We start from the raw sequence: 15190 nt of genomic DNA on the forward strand, positions 1-15190 counted from the left end.
TACTTTTGCGCTGTTCAAAAGTGAGCCGCCGTCAGGGCGGAACCCTAGGTGGCCGTTACCTAAATAACGGATATGTACCCGGTCCAACTGTGTTGACTGCTAGGCCGCCTTCGCGAGCAAGCCCGCTCCCACAGTTAGATCGCGATGTGTCAGGTAGGCGTCGGCTGACCCACCGCCATCGCAGGCAAGCCAGCTCCCACACCTAATCCCGTTTCTTCAGTTGGAAACGTCAGCAATGGCTTGAGCCAGCAACGTCAACCGCGTCGCATCAACCCCAGCCACGTTAGCCCGCCCCGAACTGACCATATACACACTGTGCTTCTCGCGCAGTTGCTTGACCTGCTCGGCACTCAAGCCGGTATAGGAAAACATCCCCCGCTGCGCGCCGATATGCGCAAAGCGCTCGGCCAGCCCATGGGGCGCAAGCGCTTCCACCAACCCGGAACGCAACTGGGCGATCCGCGAACGCATGGCCTCGACTTCCTCGCTCCACTGCTTTTTCAGCTGTGCATCACCGAGGATGGTCGCCACCACGGCGGCGCCATGATCCGGCGGCGTCGACCACAGGTTGCGAGCGATATTCGCGAGTTGGCTGCGTACATCGGTGAGCTTTTCAGCATCCGCCGCACACACAATCAACGCTCCCACGCGGTCGCGATACAGGCCGAAGTTCTTCGAGCAGGAACTGGTAATCAGCACTTCCGGCAGCTCGGCGGCAAACAGGCGCACCGCCCAGGCGTCCTGTTCCAGGCCATCGCCAAAGCCCTGGTAGGCAAAGTCGATCAGCGGCAGCAACTGGCGTTCCCGCACGATCTGCAACACCTGGCGCCAGTCATCCTGGGACAGGTCAAAGCCGGTCGGGTTATGGCAGCACGCGTGCAGCAATACCACGTCGCCCTTGGGCACGCTGGACAGGGTTGCCAGCATCGCCGTCACATCCAGGCGGTTGTCACTGCCCACGTAAGGGTAATGACTGACCTTGAGCCCGGCCTTGGCAAAAATGGTTTCGTGAATCGGCCAGGTCGGGTTGCTCAGCCACACGCCACGGCCCGGCAGGCTGTGGGCGATAAAGTCGGCACTCAGGCGCAGGGCGCCGGTGCCGCCTGGGGTTTGCGTGGCGCCAGCGCGGCGGTCACGCAGCAAGGCCGAGTCGGCGCCGAGCACCAGTTCGCTGATCAGGCTGCCGAAGGCTGCATCGCCATGCCCACCGATATAGGTCTTGGTCACTTGGGTCTCGACCAGGCGCTGTTCCGCCAGCTTCACCGAGTGGGGAATCGGCGTCAGGCCTTGCTCGTCCTTATAGACACCTACGCCCAGGTCGAACTTGTTCGGGTTGGCGTCCTGGGTATACAGGTCCATCAACCCGAGGATCGGGTCGCCGGGCACGCGGTCGATGGCATCGAAATGCATTACTTGCGGCCCTCGGCAGTCTTAGCCACGTCGTCGGTGCGCGCGGCCATGATGAAGTCGTTGCGGTGCAGACCCTTGATGGAGTGGCTCCACCAGGTCACGGTGACTTTGCCCCACTCGGTGAGCAGGCCAGGGTGATGGCCTTCGGCTTCGGAGATTTCACCCATCGCGTTGGTGAAAGCCAGGGCGAATTTGAAGTTCTTGAACAGGAAAACCTTTTCCAACTGCATCACGCCGTCGCGCACTTCGATGTTCCAGTCAGGGATCTGCTTGATCAGCACCGGCAGTTCTTCATCGCTGACTTGCGGGGCATCGGCGCGGCAGGCTTCGCAGTGGGCTTGGTTCAAGGTGGTCATGGAAGGTGTCCTGAATTCGAATGATTGAAGGTCAGTGGCGTTACCCTAAAGCAACGCGGGGCCAGGGAACAGACTCACCTGGCCTTAAAACGTGAGGTTCACGCGGCTTTGGGCTTGGGTGGAAATTTCGGCGCGTGCAGACCCAGCTGCATGCCGCGCTCGACCATGCCCATGATGTCTTCCTGCGCCACGTCGAACAGGCGCTTGAGCTCGGGCAAGACGAAGTACAACGGTTGCAGGATGTCGATGCGATAGGGGGTGCGCATCGCTTCCAGCGGGTCGAAGGCCTGGTGCTCGGGCTCGTCCGACAGGCAATACACACTTTCTTTAGGCGACGACAGAATGCCGCCACCGTAGATGCGCCGCCCTTGGGGCGTGTCCACCAGGCCGAACTCGATGGTCATCCAGTACAGGCGCGCCAGGTACACCCGTTGCTCCTTGGTGGCCGCCAGGCCGAGCTTGCCGTAGGTGTGGGTGAATTCAGCGAACCAGGGGTTGGTCAGCAGCGGGCAGTGGCCAAAGATCTCATGAAAAATATCCGGCTCTTGCAGGTAGTCCAGTTCTTCACGGGTACGAATAAAGGTCGCCACCGGAAACTGCTTGCTGGCCAGCAATTCAAAAAAAGTCTGGAAGGGAATCAGCGCCGGCACGCGGGCGACTTGCCAGCCGGTGGTGTCGGCCAGCACCTTGTTGATTTCGCCCAGTTGGGGAATGCGGTCCAGGGGCAGGCCGAGCTTGTCGATGCCGTCCAGGTATTCCTGGCAGGCGCGGCCCTCGATCACTTTCAACTGGCGAGTGATCAGGGTATTCCACACCGCGTGTTCTTCGGGCGGGTAGTGGATAAAACCTTGCGCATCGGGCTCGCGGGCCACGTAGTGCGTCTGCTTCATACGGCTCTCCTGCTAGGCATTCGTTCTTGTTATGTCCTGGGATACCTCTATTGATAACCGGATAGGCGCAGGATTCCATCCGCCTTTAGAGGATGCGTGTAGGAAAAATTACCGTTAATCGTAAAGTATTCGTTACGATAGGCCCGCCTGTCGCAGCTATGGGCTGGGAATAGCGGCCGTACTGTCACATAATCTTGACGACTATCTGCGCCCAGCGACAAAAAGACGCGGCGCCTACTCCCTTTTCGAGTTTTTCCATGCGTATCAAAGTGCACTGCCAGAACCGCATCGGCATCCTGCGGGACATCCTTAACCTGCTGGTGGAGTACGGCGTCAACGTCGCCAAGGGCGAAGTCGGCGGTGAGCATGGCAACGCCATCTACCTGTTTTGCCCCAACCTGGTGAATATGCAATTTCAGGCGTTGCGCCCGCAGTTCGAGGCGATTGCCGGGGTGTTTGGCGTCAAGCGGGTAGGGCTGATGCCTAGCGAGCGTCGGCATATGGAACTCAATGCATTGCTCGGCGCCCTGGAATTTCCGGTGCTGTCCATTGATATGGGCGGCTCCATCGTGGCCGCCAACCGTGCGGCGGCGCAGTTGCTGGGCGTACGGGTGGATGAAGTGCCGGGGATTCCCCTGTCGCGTTACGCCGAGGATTTCGACCTGCCGGAACTGGTGCGCGCCAGCAAATCGCGAATCAATGGCCTGCGGGTCAAGGTCAAGGGCGACGTATTTCTGGCGGACATCGCGCCCCTGCAATCTTCCGAGCACGATGACAGCGAAGCCATGGCCGGCGCCGTGCTCACCCTGCACCGCGCCGACCGTGTCGGTGAGCGTATCTATAACGTGCGCAAGCAAGAGCTGCGCGGTTTCGACAGCATCTTCCAGAGCTCCAAGGTCATGGCCGCGGTGGTGCGGGAAGCGCGGCGCATGGCGCCGCTGGATGCACCGCTCTTAATAGAAGGCGAAACCGGCACCGGCAAGGAACTGTTGGCCCGGGCCTGCCACTTGGCCAGCCCGCGCGGGCAATCGCCATTGATGGCGCTCAACTGCGCGGGGTTGCCCGAGTCGATGGCCGAGACCGAACTGTTTGGTTACGGCCCCGGCGCGTTTGAAGGGGCGCGGGCCGAAGGCAAGTTGGGCCTGCTTGAGCTGACGGCGGGCGGTACCTTGTTTCTGGATGGCGTGGGGGAAATGAGCGCGCGCTTGCAGGTCAAGCTGCTGCGCTTTCTGCAGGACGGTTGTTTCCGTCGGGTGGGCAGTGATGAAGAGGTGTACCTGGATGTGCGGGTGATCTGTGCGACCCAGGTGGATTTGTCGGAGCTCTGCGCTCGGGGTGAGTTTCGCCAGGACCTTTATCATCGGCTGAATGTGCTGTCGTTGCATATCCCGCCATTGCGCGAATGCCTGGATGGCCTTGCGCCGTTGGTCGAGCACTTTCTCGATCAGGCCAGCCGGCAGATCGGTTGCCCACTGCCCAAACTGGCACCTGCGGCCATGGACAAACTCAGCCACTACCACTGGCCGGGCAATGTGCGGCAGCTGGAAAACGTGCTGTTCCAGGCGGTGTCGTTGTGTGAGGGCGGTACGGTCAAGGTTGAGCATATTCGCTTGCCGGACTATGGCGTGCGCCAGCCGCTGGGTGATTTTTCCCTGGAGGGCAGCCTGGAGGAGATCGTCGGGCGCTTTGAGAAGGCGGTGTTGGAAAGTCTGTATGCCGAACACCCGAGCAGTCGCCAGTTGGGCAAGCGCCTGGGGGTGTCGCACACCACCATTGCCAACAAGCTGCGGGATTACGAAGTGCTCAAGGCTGATCGCAGTTAAAACGGTGGGAGCTTGCTCCCGTGACGGACTGACAGCCAGCGCTGATCTAACTGACGCACCGCGATCCAAATGTGGGAGCTGGCTTGCCTGCGAAGACGGCCTAACAGTCAACACAGTTGGAACGGGTACATATCCGTTATTTAGGTAACGGCCACTTAGGGTTCCGCCCTGACGGCGGCTCACTTTCGAAAAGCGCGAAAGTAAGCAAAGCGCTCTTGCCCCACCACTCGGCACCTCGCCTAGGCTCGGTGTGCCCGTAATTCGCCAGTGATTTGGGGGGGGCGCCGCCACGCGCCATCCATGGCGCGGGGCGGCTAAACCGGCATCCCTGCCGGTTTACCCCCCCCAAATCCCTGTCGAATTCCGGCCAGCGTGGTTTAACGGGGCGCCTGAGATCAAAAGCAGATCAAGAGCAAGATCAAGAGCGGCTCGCTTCGCATCGTGGTTACCGTCTGCTGCTATAGCCCATAAAGTTATGTAGATACCTATGCTGCGATAGCGGACTGTCAGTTGGCATATCAGTGCCTGTTCCACCGCTATCGCAGGCAAGCCAGCTCCCACATTGGTTGGGTATTGCCCACAGAGTCAGCGCCCTGCATCAATCCCCTGTGGGAGCGGGCTTGCTCGCGAATGCGGTGGCTCAGTCACTGATATGTTGAATGACCTACCGCATTCGCGAGCAAGCCCGCTCCCACATTTGAGCTCTGTCGTTTTTCAGGCCGGTGTTTGCCGCAGGCGGCAGTAGTCCGCCGTTTTTTCGACTGTTTCTTTCCCGCGCTATTTCAGATACCTCTACGAAACCCCCGCCCCGCCTGGATTTGCGCCTCTTTTAAAAAGTTGGTTCGCAAATTGCTTAAGCCTCCTCAGTACAGCGGTGGGCGGCAAGCGTCCGTCAGAAAGAGGATAGAGCGTGGACAAGTACCTTTATGTGGCAATGACCGGCGCCAGCCAGAATGCACTGGCGCAGAAGGCCCATGCCAACAATCTGGCGAACATTTCCACCAACGGTTTCCAGCGCGACCTGGAGCAGGCGCGTTCGATGCCGGTGTTCGGTGACAGCTTTCCGGCGCGGGCGTTTGCCATGACCGAGCGGCCGGCCACTGACTTTTCTCCGGGCGCGATGATCGAAACCGGCCGTGACCTGGACGTAGCCGTCAGCGGCGACGGCTGGATGGCGGTGCAAACCCCCGATGGCGGCGAAGCCTACGTGCGCAGCGCCAGTATGAACGTGGATGCCCTGGGCGTGCTGCGGGCTGGCAACGGTATGCCGATCATGGGCAACGGTGGCCCGATTGCCGTGCCGCCCCAGCAGAAAATCGAAGTGGGTTCGGACGGCACCATCAGCATCCGTGCCATGGGCGAAGGCCCGCGGGTGATGGCGGAAGTGGACCGTATCAAGATGGTCCAGCCAGACCTCAAGAACATGACCAAAGGCCTGGACGGCACCATCCACACCAAGGATGGCCAGCCGGCCCAGGCCGACGCGAACGTGCGGCTGACCTCGGGTTTCCTGCAGGCGAGCAACGTCAATGCCGTGGAAGAAATGACCGCGGTGCTGGCGCTGGCCAAGCAGTTCGAGCTGCACATCAAGATGATGAACAGCGCTAAAGAAGACGACCAGGCCATGACGCGCGTCATGCAGATGAGCTGATTCAAGCCCACTAACTAATTTGCAACGCAGCGCCAACCATCCGGCGCACGAAGGAGAACAGCATGCTTCCGGCTCTATGGGTTGCCAAGACAGGCCTGTCCGCCCAGGACACCAACCTGACGACCATTTCCAACAACCTGGCAAACGTGTCGACCACGGGCTTCAAACGTGACCGCGCCGAGTTCCAGGACTTGCTCTATCAGATCAAGAAGCAACCGGGCGCCCAATCGACCCAGGACAGCGAACTGCCGTCGGGCCTGCAACTGGGTACGGGTGTACAGATCGTCGGCACCCAGAAAAACTTCAGCGCCGGTAACCTGCAGCAAACCGGCCAGCCCCTGGACATGGCGATCAATGGCCGCGGATTTTTTCAGGTGCTGCAGCCAGATGGCACCACCTCTTACACCCGTGACGGCACCTTCCACTTGGATTCCAACGGCCAGATCGTGACCGCCAACGGTTTCGCCCTGGAGCCTGCTGTCGTGGTGCCTCCAGACGCCAAGACCTTCACCGTCGGCAACGACGGCACCGTGTCCATCACCGTGGCTGGCAACCCGGCCTCCCAAGTGATCGGCAACCTGCAAACCGCCGACTTCATCAACCCGGCCGGCCTGCAGGCGATGGGCAACAACCTGTTCCTGGAAACCGCCTCCAGTGGCGCGCCGCAAATCGGCACCCCTGGCTTGAACGGCTTCGGCACCACGCTGCAAAGCACCCTGGAAACCTCCAACGTCAGCACCGTTGAGGAGATGGTCAACATGATCACCACCCAGCGCGCCTACGAGATGAACTCCAAGGTGATTTCCACCGCCGACCAGATGCTTTCGTTCGTTACGCAGAATCTGTAATCAGTCTATGGGGCGCCCTTGAGGGTGCCTGCAACACCGTGAGGTTAGGGTCATGAATCGCTATGTTTGTGTGTTGGCATTGAGTGGGATCGCCGTGCTTGCGGGCTGTGTCGCCCCCTCGCCAAAGCCTAATGACCCGTACTACGCGCCGGTGTTGCCACGCACGCCGCTGCCGGCGGCGGCCAACAATGGCTCGATCTACCAGGCCGGGTTCGAGCAGAACCTGTACAGCGACCGCAAGGCGTTCCGGGTCGGTGACATCATCACCATCACCCTGAACGAGAAGACCCAGGCCAGCAAGAACGCCAACTCGCAGATCGGCAAGAACAGCAAGACCAGCATCGGCCTGACCTCGCTGTTCGGCGGCGGCCTGAACACCAATAACCCGCTGGGCAGCGGTGACCTGAGCCTGGACGCCGGCTACAGCGGCGACCGTGCCACCAACGGCAAGAGCGCGGCAGGGCAGGGCAACAGCCTGACCGGTTCGATCACCGTGACCGTCGCCGACGTATTGCCCAACGGCATCATTGCCGTGCGCGGTGAAAAGTGGATGACCCTCAACACCGGCGACGAGCTGGTGCGCATCGCCGGCATGGTTCGCGCCGATGACATCTCCACCGACAACACCGTGCCGTCGACGCGCATTGCCGATGCACGCATTACCTACTCGGGCACCGGTTCGTTTGCCGATGCGAGCCAGCCGGGCTGGTTCGACCGCTTCTTCCTCAGCCCGCTGTTCCCTTTCTAGGTGGCCATTTTGAAGTTCAAACAGCTGATGGCGATGGCGCTCTTGTTGGCCTTGAGCGTTGCGGCCCAGGCCGAGCGCCTGAAGGACATCGCCAGTATTTCCGGCGTGCGCTCCAACCAGTTGATCGGCTATGGCCTGGTGGTGGGGCTCAACGGTACGGGTGACCAGACCACCCAGACGCCGTTCACCCTGCAAACCTTCAATAACATGCTCTCCCAGTTCGGTATCAAGGTACCGCCTGGCTCGGGCAACGTGCAGTTGAAGAACGTCGCGGCAGTGTCGATCAGCGCCGATCTGCCTGCGTTCGCCAAGCCGGGGCAGGTGGTGGACATCACCGTGTCGTCCATGGGTAACTCCAAGAGCCTGCGCGGCGGTACCTTGCTGATGACGCCGCTCAAAGGTATCGACGGCAACGTCTACGCCATCGCCCAGGGCAACCTGGTGGTCGGCGGTTTTGACGCCGAAGGCCGCGACGGTTCGAAGATCACCGTCAACGTGCCGTCAGCCGGGCGTATCCCCGGTGGCGCCACGGTTGAACGCACCGTGCCGAGTGGTTTCAACCAGGGCAACAGCCTGACCCTGAACCTCAACCGCTCCGACTTCACCACCGCCAAGCGCGTGGTCGACAAGATCAATGACATGCTCGGCCCTGGCGTGGCCCAGGCCATCGATGGCGGCTCGATTCGTGTCACTGCGCCGCTGGACCCAAGCCAGCGCGTGGACTACCTGTCGATCCTGGAAAACCTTGAGGTGGACCCCGGCCAGGCCGTGGCCAAAGTCATCATCAACTCGCGCACCGGCACCATCGTGATCGGCCAGAACGTCAAGGTTTCGCCAGCGGCGGTGACCCACGGCAGCCTGACGGTGACCATCACCGAAGACCCGATCGTCAGCCAGCCTGGGCCGTTGTCCGGTGGCCAGACTGCCGTGGTCCCGCGTTCGCGCGTCAATGCCCAGCAAGAAGCCAAGCCGATGTTCAAGTTCGGCCCGGGCACCACCCTGGACGAGATTGTCCGTGCGGTGAACCAGGTGGGCGCTGCGCCCGGCGACTTGATGGCGATCCTCGAAGCTTTGAAGCAGGCCGGCGCGTTGCAAGCCGACCTGATCGTGATCTGAGGCCATGGCCATGGATATGCGCAAGAGCGGCATCAGCAGCACGGCGGACTCGGGGTCTTACTCCGACCTGAACCGGCTTAACCAGCTCAAGGTGGGCGACGACAAAAACAGCGAAGGCAACCTGCGCAAAGTGGCGCAGGAATTCGAGTCGCTGTTTTTGAACGAGATGCTCAAGTCCATGCGTTCGGCCACCGAGGCCCTGGGCAAGGACAACCCGCTGAACACCCCGGCCGCCAAGCAGTACCAGGAAATGTACGACCAGCAACTGGCGGTGTCGATGTCCCGCGAAGGCGGCGGTATCGGCCTGGCCGATGTGCTGATGCGCCAGATGCAGAAGAACAAACCGGTGGAGGCCCAGGCCGCCACCTTGCAAGGCCCGGCGGCGGATGTGCCGGTGAAGAAAGTCAATGTGCCGACCGAGATTGCCGCCGGTACCCAGGCTGAAGGCCCGTTGGGCCGCTCCAATGGCCAGCGGCCTTTGTGGGCATATCGCGTGGCTGTGCCTGAGGGCGCCAGTACCCATGCCAACGACATGGAGCTGATGAACCAGCGCCGTATCGCCTTGCCCAGCAAGTTGGCCGACCGCCTGCTGGCGGGCATCGTGCCGAACGCCCCGGTCGAAGCCAAAGCCGCGCCCCTGCGTAACAGCGCTGCCGACGATACGGTCATCAACAGCAGCGCGCGTAGCTTTGCCGTGCCGAGCGGGCGCATGCAAGTGTATGGCCGCGCCATTGCCCAGCCACCGCTGGCGCCAGCGAAGAAAGCCTTCAGCTCCCAGGATGAATTTGTCGCCACCATGCTGCCGATGGCCAAGGCCGCCGCCGCACGTATCGGTATCGACCCCAAGTACCTGGTGGCCCAGGCCGCGCTGGAAACCGGCTGGGGCAAATCGGTGATGCGCGCCGAGGACGGCAGCAGCAGCCACAACCTGTTCGGCATCAAGGCTGGCCAGAGCTGGCAGGGCGGTCAGGCCCGGGCGATCACCAGCGAGTTTCGCGATGGCGCGATGGTCAAGGAAACGGCGCAGTTCCGTTCCTACAGCTCCTACCAGGACAGCTTCCACGACCTCGTGACCCTGCTGCAAAGCCATGATCGCTATAAAGAAGTTGTGAAATCAGCCGACAACCCGGAACAGTTTGTACGCGAGTTGCAAAAAGCCGGTTATGCAACCGACCCGGATTACGCCAGCAAGATTTCGCAGATCGCAAAAAACATGAACAGTTACCAGAACTACGCTGCCGCTGGCGCAACCACACATTTATAAGGTCTGAACCATGAGTTTGCTCAGTATCGGGATGTCAGGGCTCAATGCCGCTCAAGGATCGTTGTCGGTCTTGAGTAATAACATCGCCAACGTGAATACCCCGGGGTACTCGCGTCAGCAGACCACGCAAAATACCAACGCGTCGAACCCGTTCGGCGGCGTGTACATCGGCAGCGGCACCACCCTGGCCGATGTGCGCCGGGTGTACAACGAGTACCTGGACACCGCTTACCAGAACAGCACGGCGCTCAATAACGATGCCAAGGCATACCTGGACCAGGTCGGTGCCGTCGACAAAGTGTTGTCGGACAAAACCACCGGCTTGTCCTCGGTGCTCAGTTCGTTCTTTGCCACCCTGCAAACCGCCGCGTCCAACCCCAGCGACCTGTCGGCCCGCCAATTGCTGGTGACCAACGCCCAGACCCTGAGCAGCCGTTTCAACGCGATCTCCACGCAGTTGACCCAGCAGAAAGAGACGATCAACAACCAACTGAGCAGCATGAGTGACCAGGTCAACCAATTGACCGCCTCGATTGCCTCCCTTAACCAGCAGATCTCCCAGGCCCAAGGCAGCTCCAACAGCGCCCCGGCCAACCTGCTGGACTCGCGTAACGAGGCAGTACGCTCGCTCAATGAGTTGATTGGCGTGACGGCCACCGAGAAAAACGGCCAGTTCAGCGTGACCACTGGCAGCGGCCAGTCCCTGGTAGAGGGTGGGATCTCCAACAAGATTTCCGCCGCGCCAAGCAAAACCGATAACAGCCAATACACCATCCAGCTGGACATGAACGGCACCACCCTGGACCTGGGCTCGGTGATCAGCGGCGGCAGCATCGGCGGCCTGTTGCGCTATCGCAGCGATGCCCTGATGCCGGCCATCAATGAACTGGGCCGTATCGCCATCGCCACGGCAGACACGCTCAACAACCAACTGGGCCAGGGTCTGGACCTCAACGGTGACTTTGGTGTTTCGCTGTTCAAAGACATCAACAGCGCCGCCGCCATTGCCTCGCGCAGCCAGGGTGCCTCGGGCAACAGTGTCGGGGCGGGCAACCTGAATGTGACGATCAAGGACAGCAGTCAGTTGTCCACGTTTGACTACACCGTGACCTTCAGCGACAAGACCGATCCTAACAAGATCACGGTGCTACGTTCGGACGGCAAGGCCATGGGCACCTTCGACATGAGCTCAACACCGCCGCCGACCCTGGATGGTTTCACCCTGGCGCTGGACGGCAAGGGCACCATGGCGTTTGGTGACAGCTTCAAGGTCAGCCCCACCGCCACGGGCGCCAGCGGTATTGGCGTGGCGCTCACCGATGCGAACAAGCTGGCGTTCGCCGGCCCGTTGGCAGGTACCAGCAGCACGACCAACAGCGGCACGGGCACCTTTACCCAGCCGGCCTTGACGGTGCCGCTGGATATCCATGGCGGCACCGACACCGCCCAGTTGCGCGCCGGTATTGAAAACTCGATGCCGGTGAAAATGGTGTTCGGCAAGCCCGCCGCCGACGGTACGCAGTCCTATACCATCAACGATTCCAAGGGCAATCCGATTGGCACTGGCTCAATCATTCCTGGGCAGGGCAACAAGATCACCGTGGACGTGCCGATGCGCGACGCCAGCGGTGCGGCGATTCCCGGTAAGAGCTTTAAGTTCGACACCACCGTCAACGGCTCGCCGGCAGACGGCGACAGCACCACCTTTGCCTTCAACAGTGGCGGCAAGTCCGATGGCCGCAATGCGCAGGAACTGCTGAATCTGCAAACCAAGGCCACCGTCGGCATGGGCGAGGGCAACGCGGGCACCAGCCTGGTGGGTGCCAACAGCAAGCTGGTCTCGACCGTGGGGGCCAAGGCCAGCCAGGCCGGGGTAGACACCGCCGCCACCGGCGCGTTGCTCAGCGCCAACAAGGAAGCACGCAACTCGGTATCCGGGGTCAACCTGGATGATGAAGCGGGCGACATGATCAAGTTCCAGCAGTACTACACCGCGTCGTCGCAGATCATCAAGGCTGCGCAGGAAACCTTCACCACACTGATGAATGCTCTTTAAGGGAGGCTGGGACGATGCGTATTTCTACACAGCAGTATTTTGAGACCAGCTCTGCCAAGTACCAGAGCAACTATTCCAGCGTGGTCAAGGCCCAGGACCAGGCCAGCTCCGGCGTGCGCGTGCAAACCGCCGCGGATGATCCGGTGGCGGCGGCGCGGTTGTTGATGCTGCAGCAGCAGAAAGACATGCTGGCTCAGTTCAATGGCAACATCGACACCCTGAAGAACTCGCTGACCACCCAGGACGGCGTGCTGGAAAATATCAATATCGCGATTCAAAGAGCCAGTGAGCTGGCGCTCAAGGCGGGTAACGTCGGCATCAGCGACGCTGACCGCAAGTCGACGGCCGCCGAGATTGGCGCCATTGAAGACCAGGTTTTGGGCCTGCTCAATACCAAGGACGCCAGCGGCAATTACTTGTTCTCCGGCAGCAAGACCGACACGCCGCCCTACGCCCGCAACAATGACGGCACCTACAGCTACCAGGGCGATGACACGCCGCTGAGCTTGAAGATCGCAGAGAACCTGTCGGTTGCCATGGGCAATACCGCCAAGAGCATGCTTGAAAGCTCGGCGAATACGGGCCGTACGCAAACCGCGCCGATCCTCGTGCCGCCAGCGGTCGACGATGGCAAGGTCACCGTCTCTGCCGGGCTGATCGCGGTCAACAGCAGCTATAACAGCAGTTTTTCCGATGGTCAGCCGTATAAGCTGACCTTCACCAGCAGCACCCAATACGTCGTCACGGACAATGCCGGCAAGGACATTACCTCGGAGATCCCAGGCAACGGCACTTTCGATGCCACCAAGGAAGGCGGTTCGACTGTCAGCCTGCGCGGGGTCAAGTTCGACATCGGCTTGAACCTGGGCAAAGACGCACTGGGCAAAGACATACTGCCTGGCGCGCCGTCGGATGCCATCGTCAAGGACCGCGAGTTCAGCCTGTCGGTCAAACCAGACACCTTCAGCGTTTCGCGCACCCCGAGCAATCCGTCCACCGCGCAACTGAGCGGCGGCACGGTGAGCGATCCGGCGGCTTACGCCAGCACCTTTCCCAATTCGGGCGTGATCGTGAAGTTCGGTGCCGCTGGCGCCTATGACCTGTATGCGCAGCCGTATAGCGCAGACAGCAAATCCATCGCCAGTGGCACCCTGGCGGCCGGCGCAACCACCATCACGGCGGCAGGGGTGACCTTTGATGTCACCACCGCACCGGGGCCGGCAGACGGCGACCAGTTTGCGATCAGTGCCACCAGCAACAAAAACGAGAACGTTCTCGATACCCTGAGCCATCTGCGCAAAATTCTGGAAACGCCGTCAGACGGCAACCCAGCGGCGCAGAAGGAGCTCAAGGATGTGGTGGCCAAGTCGATTGGCAACTTGACCAATGCCTACGGGCAGATCGACCAGGCGCGTGGCTCCCTGGGCGCGCGCCTCAATGGCCTGGACATTCAGTCCAAGGAAAACGTCAGCCTGGACCTGGCCAATACCACCACCATGAATGCCCTGGGCAACGTCGACTTCGCCGAAGCCGCCGTCAACCTGAGCTTGCAGCAAACCATGTTGCAGGCTTCGCAACTGGCCTTCGTGAAAATCTCGCAGTTGAGCCTGTTCAACAAGATGTAAACGGCGTTCAGTCAAGCGGCCCGCTCTGGAAACAGGGCGGGCCGTTGTCGTTTCTGGGGGTTAATTGTTGAAACGTTTTGCATAAACCACGCAAAATTGAGTGACCTGGGAGTCATAAAGCGCATCTTCACTGTATCGTGTGAAAAGGATAAGTCGTCACAGGGCCTTCATCGGGCGGCTTTCAGCGAGTTTTTCATGGGGTTATCCCCTTTATTGTCAGCACTCCCGGCGTAGCCCGAGGGGTGTTCTCCAGCTATTTAGTATTGGGAAGCCACAATGATTGGCATAAAAAGCATCGCCAGTTACGTGCCGGCAGACGGGATCGATAACTACGCCCAGGGTGCCAAATTCGCCAAGGATGAAGAGTTCATCATCGGCAAGATCGGTTCGGCGTTCCTGCCGCGCAAGGAAGCTGCACAGGAGACGTCCGACCTGTGCGTCGAAGCAGTCAATGCATTGTTCGCCAACAACCCGGATTTGAAGCGCGAGTCCATCGACGCGCTGATCGTCGTTACCCAGAACGGCGATGAAGAGGGCTTGCCCCACACCGCCGCCATCGTGCAGGACAAACTGGGCCTGCCGACTCACGTGGCCGCCTTCGATATCTCCCTGGGCTGCTCCGGCTACGTCTACGGCATCTACGCGATGAAGGGCTTCATGGAAGCCGCCGGCCTGAAAAACGGCCTGCTGATCACCGCCGACCCGTACTCCAAAATCGTCGACCCGGAAGACCGCAACACCACCATGCTGTTCGGCGATGCCGCCACCGCCACCTGGATGGGCGAGGACGCACCATGGCTGCTGGGCAAATCCAAATTCGGCACCGACGGCTCCGGCGCACCGCACCTGAAAGTCAGCGATGGTGTGTTCTTCATGAACGGCCGCCAGGTGTTCAACTTTGCCTTGCTCAAGGTGCCGGCGCACTTGCACGAGCTGCTCAAAGAGTCGGACCTCAAGGCCGATGACATCGATGCGTTCTGCATCCACCAGGGCAGTGCGGCCATCGTCGACGCCGTGGCGCGCCGCTTTGAAGAAGCGCCGGTGGACAAGTTCATCAAGGACATGGTCGAGACCGGCAACACTGTGTCGTCGAGCATCCCGCTGCTGCTGGAAAAGCACGTGATGGACGCCACCTGGAAGCGCGTGGCCATCAGTGGCTTTGGTGTGGGCCTGTCGTGGGGCTCGGCGATTCTCTATCGTCCGTGATGCTTTAGCAGCTGTACAAAAAAACGCCGATGATCCCACGATCATCGGCGTTTTTTTTTGCGCCCCCTCCCTGTAGGAGCGAGCTTGCTCGCGAAGAACCTGAGAACGCCGCGTGCATCCTGAATACCCGCGTCATCGTTAACGTTCTTCGCGAGCAAGCTCGCTCCTACAAGGGCGGAGTTTTGGCGCCAGTAACC

General features: G+C 60.7%; 12 protein-coding genes. 9 read left to right on the forward strand and 3 right to left on the reverse strand.

The genetic code is table 11. The features are described from left to right. Positions 1 to 216: 216 nt before the first annotated feature. The 3 genes from CRN80_RS18075 to phhA form a co-directional block, all read right to left on the reverse strand. Positions 217 to 1410 (reverse strand): amino acid aminotransferase, encoded by a 1194-nt coding sequence (locus tag CRN80_RS18075; RefSeq protein ID WP_098950724.1) that lies wholly within the window; start codon positions 1408 to 1410, stop codon positions 217 to 219. Then, the gene (locus CRN80_RS18080) at positions 1410 to 1766 is read right to left on the reverse strand and encodes a 4a-hydroxytetrahydrobiopterin dehydratase (RefSeq protein WP_098950725.1); all 357 of its coding nucleotides are present in this window, start codon (positions 1764 to 1766) and stop codon (positions 1410 to 1412) included. Before CRN80_RS18080 ends, CRN80_RS18075 begins: the two co-directional genes overlap by 1 nt. Before the next feature lie 98 nt (positions 1767 to 1864). Next, on the reverse strand, positions 1865 to 2656 hold the full coding sequence (phhA, locus tag CRN80_RS18085; protein ID WP_003192992.1) for a phenylalanine 4-monooxygenase: 792 nt from the start codon (positions 2654 to 2656) through the stop codon (positions 1865 to 1867). A gap of 257 nt (positions 2657 to 2913) precedes the next feature. Between phhA and CRN80_RS18090 the strand changes: the two genes are divergently transcribed. From CRN80_RS18090 to CRN80_RS18135, 9 genes are all read left to right on the forward strand, one after another. Beyond that, complete coding sequence (locus tag CRN80_RS18090) at positions 2914 to 4479, forward strand: sigma-54-dependent phenylalanine hydroxylase transcriptional regulator PhhR (RefSeq protein WP_032895933.1); 1566 nt, start codon at positions 2914 to 2916, stop codon at positions 4477 to 4479. Positions 4480 to 5389: 910 nt separating this feature from the next. Further along, a complete protein-coding gene (locus tag CRN80_RS18100; RefSeq protein WP_003192988.1) occupies positions 5390 to 6130 on the forward strand; it encodes a flagellar basal body rod protein FlgF in 741 nt (246 codons plus the stop codon). 62 nt (positions 6131 to 6192) lie between these two features. Further along, on the forward strand, positions 6193 to 6978 hold the full coding sequence (flgG, locus tag CRN80_RS18105) for a flagellar basal-body rod protein FlgG (RefSeq protein WP_003192986.1): 786 nt from the start codon (positions 6193 to 6195) through the stop codon (positions 6976 to 6978). 52 nt (positions 6979 to 7030) lie between these two features. After that, positions 7031 to 7726, forward strand: a complete 696-nt coding sequence (flgH, locus tag CRN80_RS18110; protein ID WP_032895934.1) for a flagellar basal body L-ring protein FlgH — start codon at positions 7031 to 7033, stop codon at positions 7724 to 7726. A gap of 6 nt (positions 7727 to 7732) precedes the next feature. Next, the gene (locus CRN80_RS18115; protein WP_169918250.1) at positions 7733 to 8842 is read left to right on the forward strand and encodes a flagellar basal body P-ring protein FlgI; all 1110 of its coding nucleotides are present in this window, start codon (positions 7733 to 7735) and stop codon (positions 8840 to 8842) included. Positions 8843 to 8846: 4 nt separating this feature from the next. Next, a complete protein-coding gene (flgJ, locus tag CRN80_RS18120) occupies positions 8847 to 10106 on the forward strand; it encodes a flagellar assembly peptidoglycan hydrolase FlgJ (protein WP_098950727.1) in 1260 nt (419 codons plus the stop codon). A 10-nt stretch (positions 10107 to 10116) separates the two neighbouring features. Next, positions 10117 to 12162, forward strand: a complete 2046-nt coding sequence (gene flgK / locus CRN80_RS18125; RefSeq protein WP_098950728.1) for a flagellar hook-associated protein FlgK — start codon at positions 10117 to 10119, stop codon at positions 12160 to 12162. A gap of 14 nt (positions 12163 to 12176) precedes the next feature. After that, the gene (locus tag CRN80_RS18130; protein ID WP_098950729.1) at positions 12177 to 13787 is read left to right on the forward strand and encodes a flagellar hook-associated protein 3; all 1611 of its coding nucleotides are present in this window, start codon (positions 12177 to 12179) and stop codon (positions 13785 to 13787) included. Positions 13788 to 14063: 276 nt separating this feature from the next. Further along, positions 14064 to 14993 carry a ketoacyl-ACP synthase III gene (locus tag CRN80_RS18135; protein ID WP_032895938.1) on the forward strand — a complete coding sequence of 310 codons (930 nt, stop codon included), beginning with the start codon at positions 14064 to 14066 and terminating at the stop codon, positions 14991 to 14993. The last annotated feature ends 197 nt before the right edge of the window (positions 14994 to 15190 follow it).

The organism is Pseudomonas sp. FDAARGOS_380 (genome assembly GCF_002591235.1).
Taxonomy (GTDB): Bacteria; Pseudomonadota; Gammaproteobacteria; order Pseudomonadales; family Pseudomonadaceae; genus Aquipseudomonas; species Aquipseudomonas salmasensis.

Excerpts from the sequence above, each read along its gene's own strand:
- CRN80_RS18075 (WP_098950724.1), bottom strand. The coding sequence starts at position 1,410 with ATGCATTTCGATGCCATCGACCGCGTGCCCGGCGACCCGATCCTCGGG.
- CRN80_RS18080 (WP_098950725.1), bottom strand. The coding sequence starts at position 1,766 with ATGACCACCTTGAACCAAGCCCACTGCGAAGCCTGCCGCGCCGATGCC.
- phhA (WP_003192992.1), bottom strand. The coding sequence starts at position 2,656 with ATGAAGCAGACGCACTACGTGGCCCGCGAGCCCGATGCGCAAGGTTTT.
- CRN80_RS18090 (WP_032895933.1), top strand. The coding sequence starts at position 2,914 with ATGCGTATCAAAGTGCACTGCCAGAACCGCATCGGCATCCTGCGGGAC.
- flgG (WP_003192986.1), top strand. The coding sequence starts at position 6,193 with ATGCTTCCGGCTCTATGGGTTGCCAAGACAGGCCTGTCCGCCCAGGAC.
- flgH (WP_032895934.1), top strand. The coding sequence starts at position 7,031 with ATGAATCGCTATGTTTGTGTGTTGGCATTGAGTGGGATCGCCGTGCTT.
- flgJ (WP_098950727.1), top strand. The coding sequence starts at position 8,847 with ATGGCCATGGATATGCGCAAGAGCGGCATCAGCAGCACGGCGGACTCG.
- flgK (WP_098950728.1), top strand. The coding sequence starts at position 10,117 with ATGAGTTTGCTCAGTATCGGGATGTCAGGGCTCAATGCCGCTCAAGGA.
- CRN80_RS18130 (WP_098950729.1), top strand. The coding sequence starts at position 12,177 with ATGCGTATTTCTACACAGCAGTATTTTGAGACCAGCTCTGCCAAGTAC.
- CRN80_RS18135 (WP_032895938.1), top strand. The coding sequence starts at position 14,064 with ATGATTGGCATAAAAAGCATCGCCAGTTACGTGCCGGCAGACGGGATC.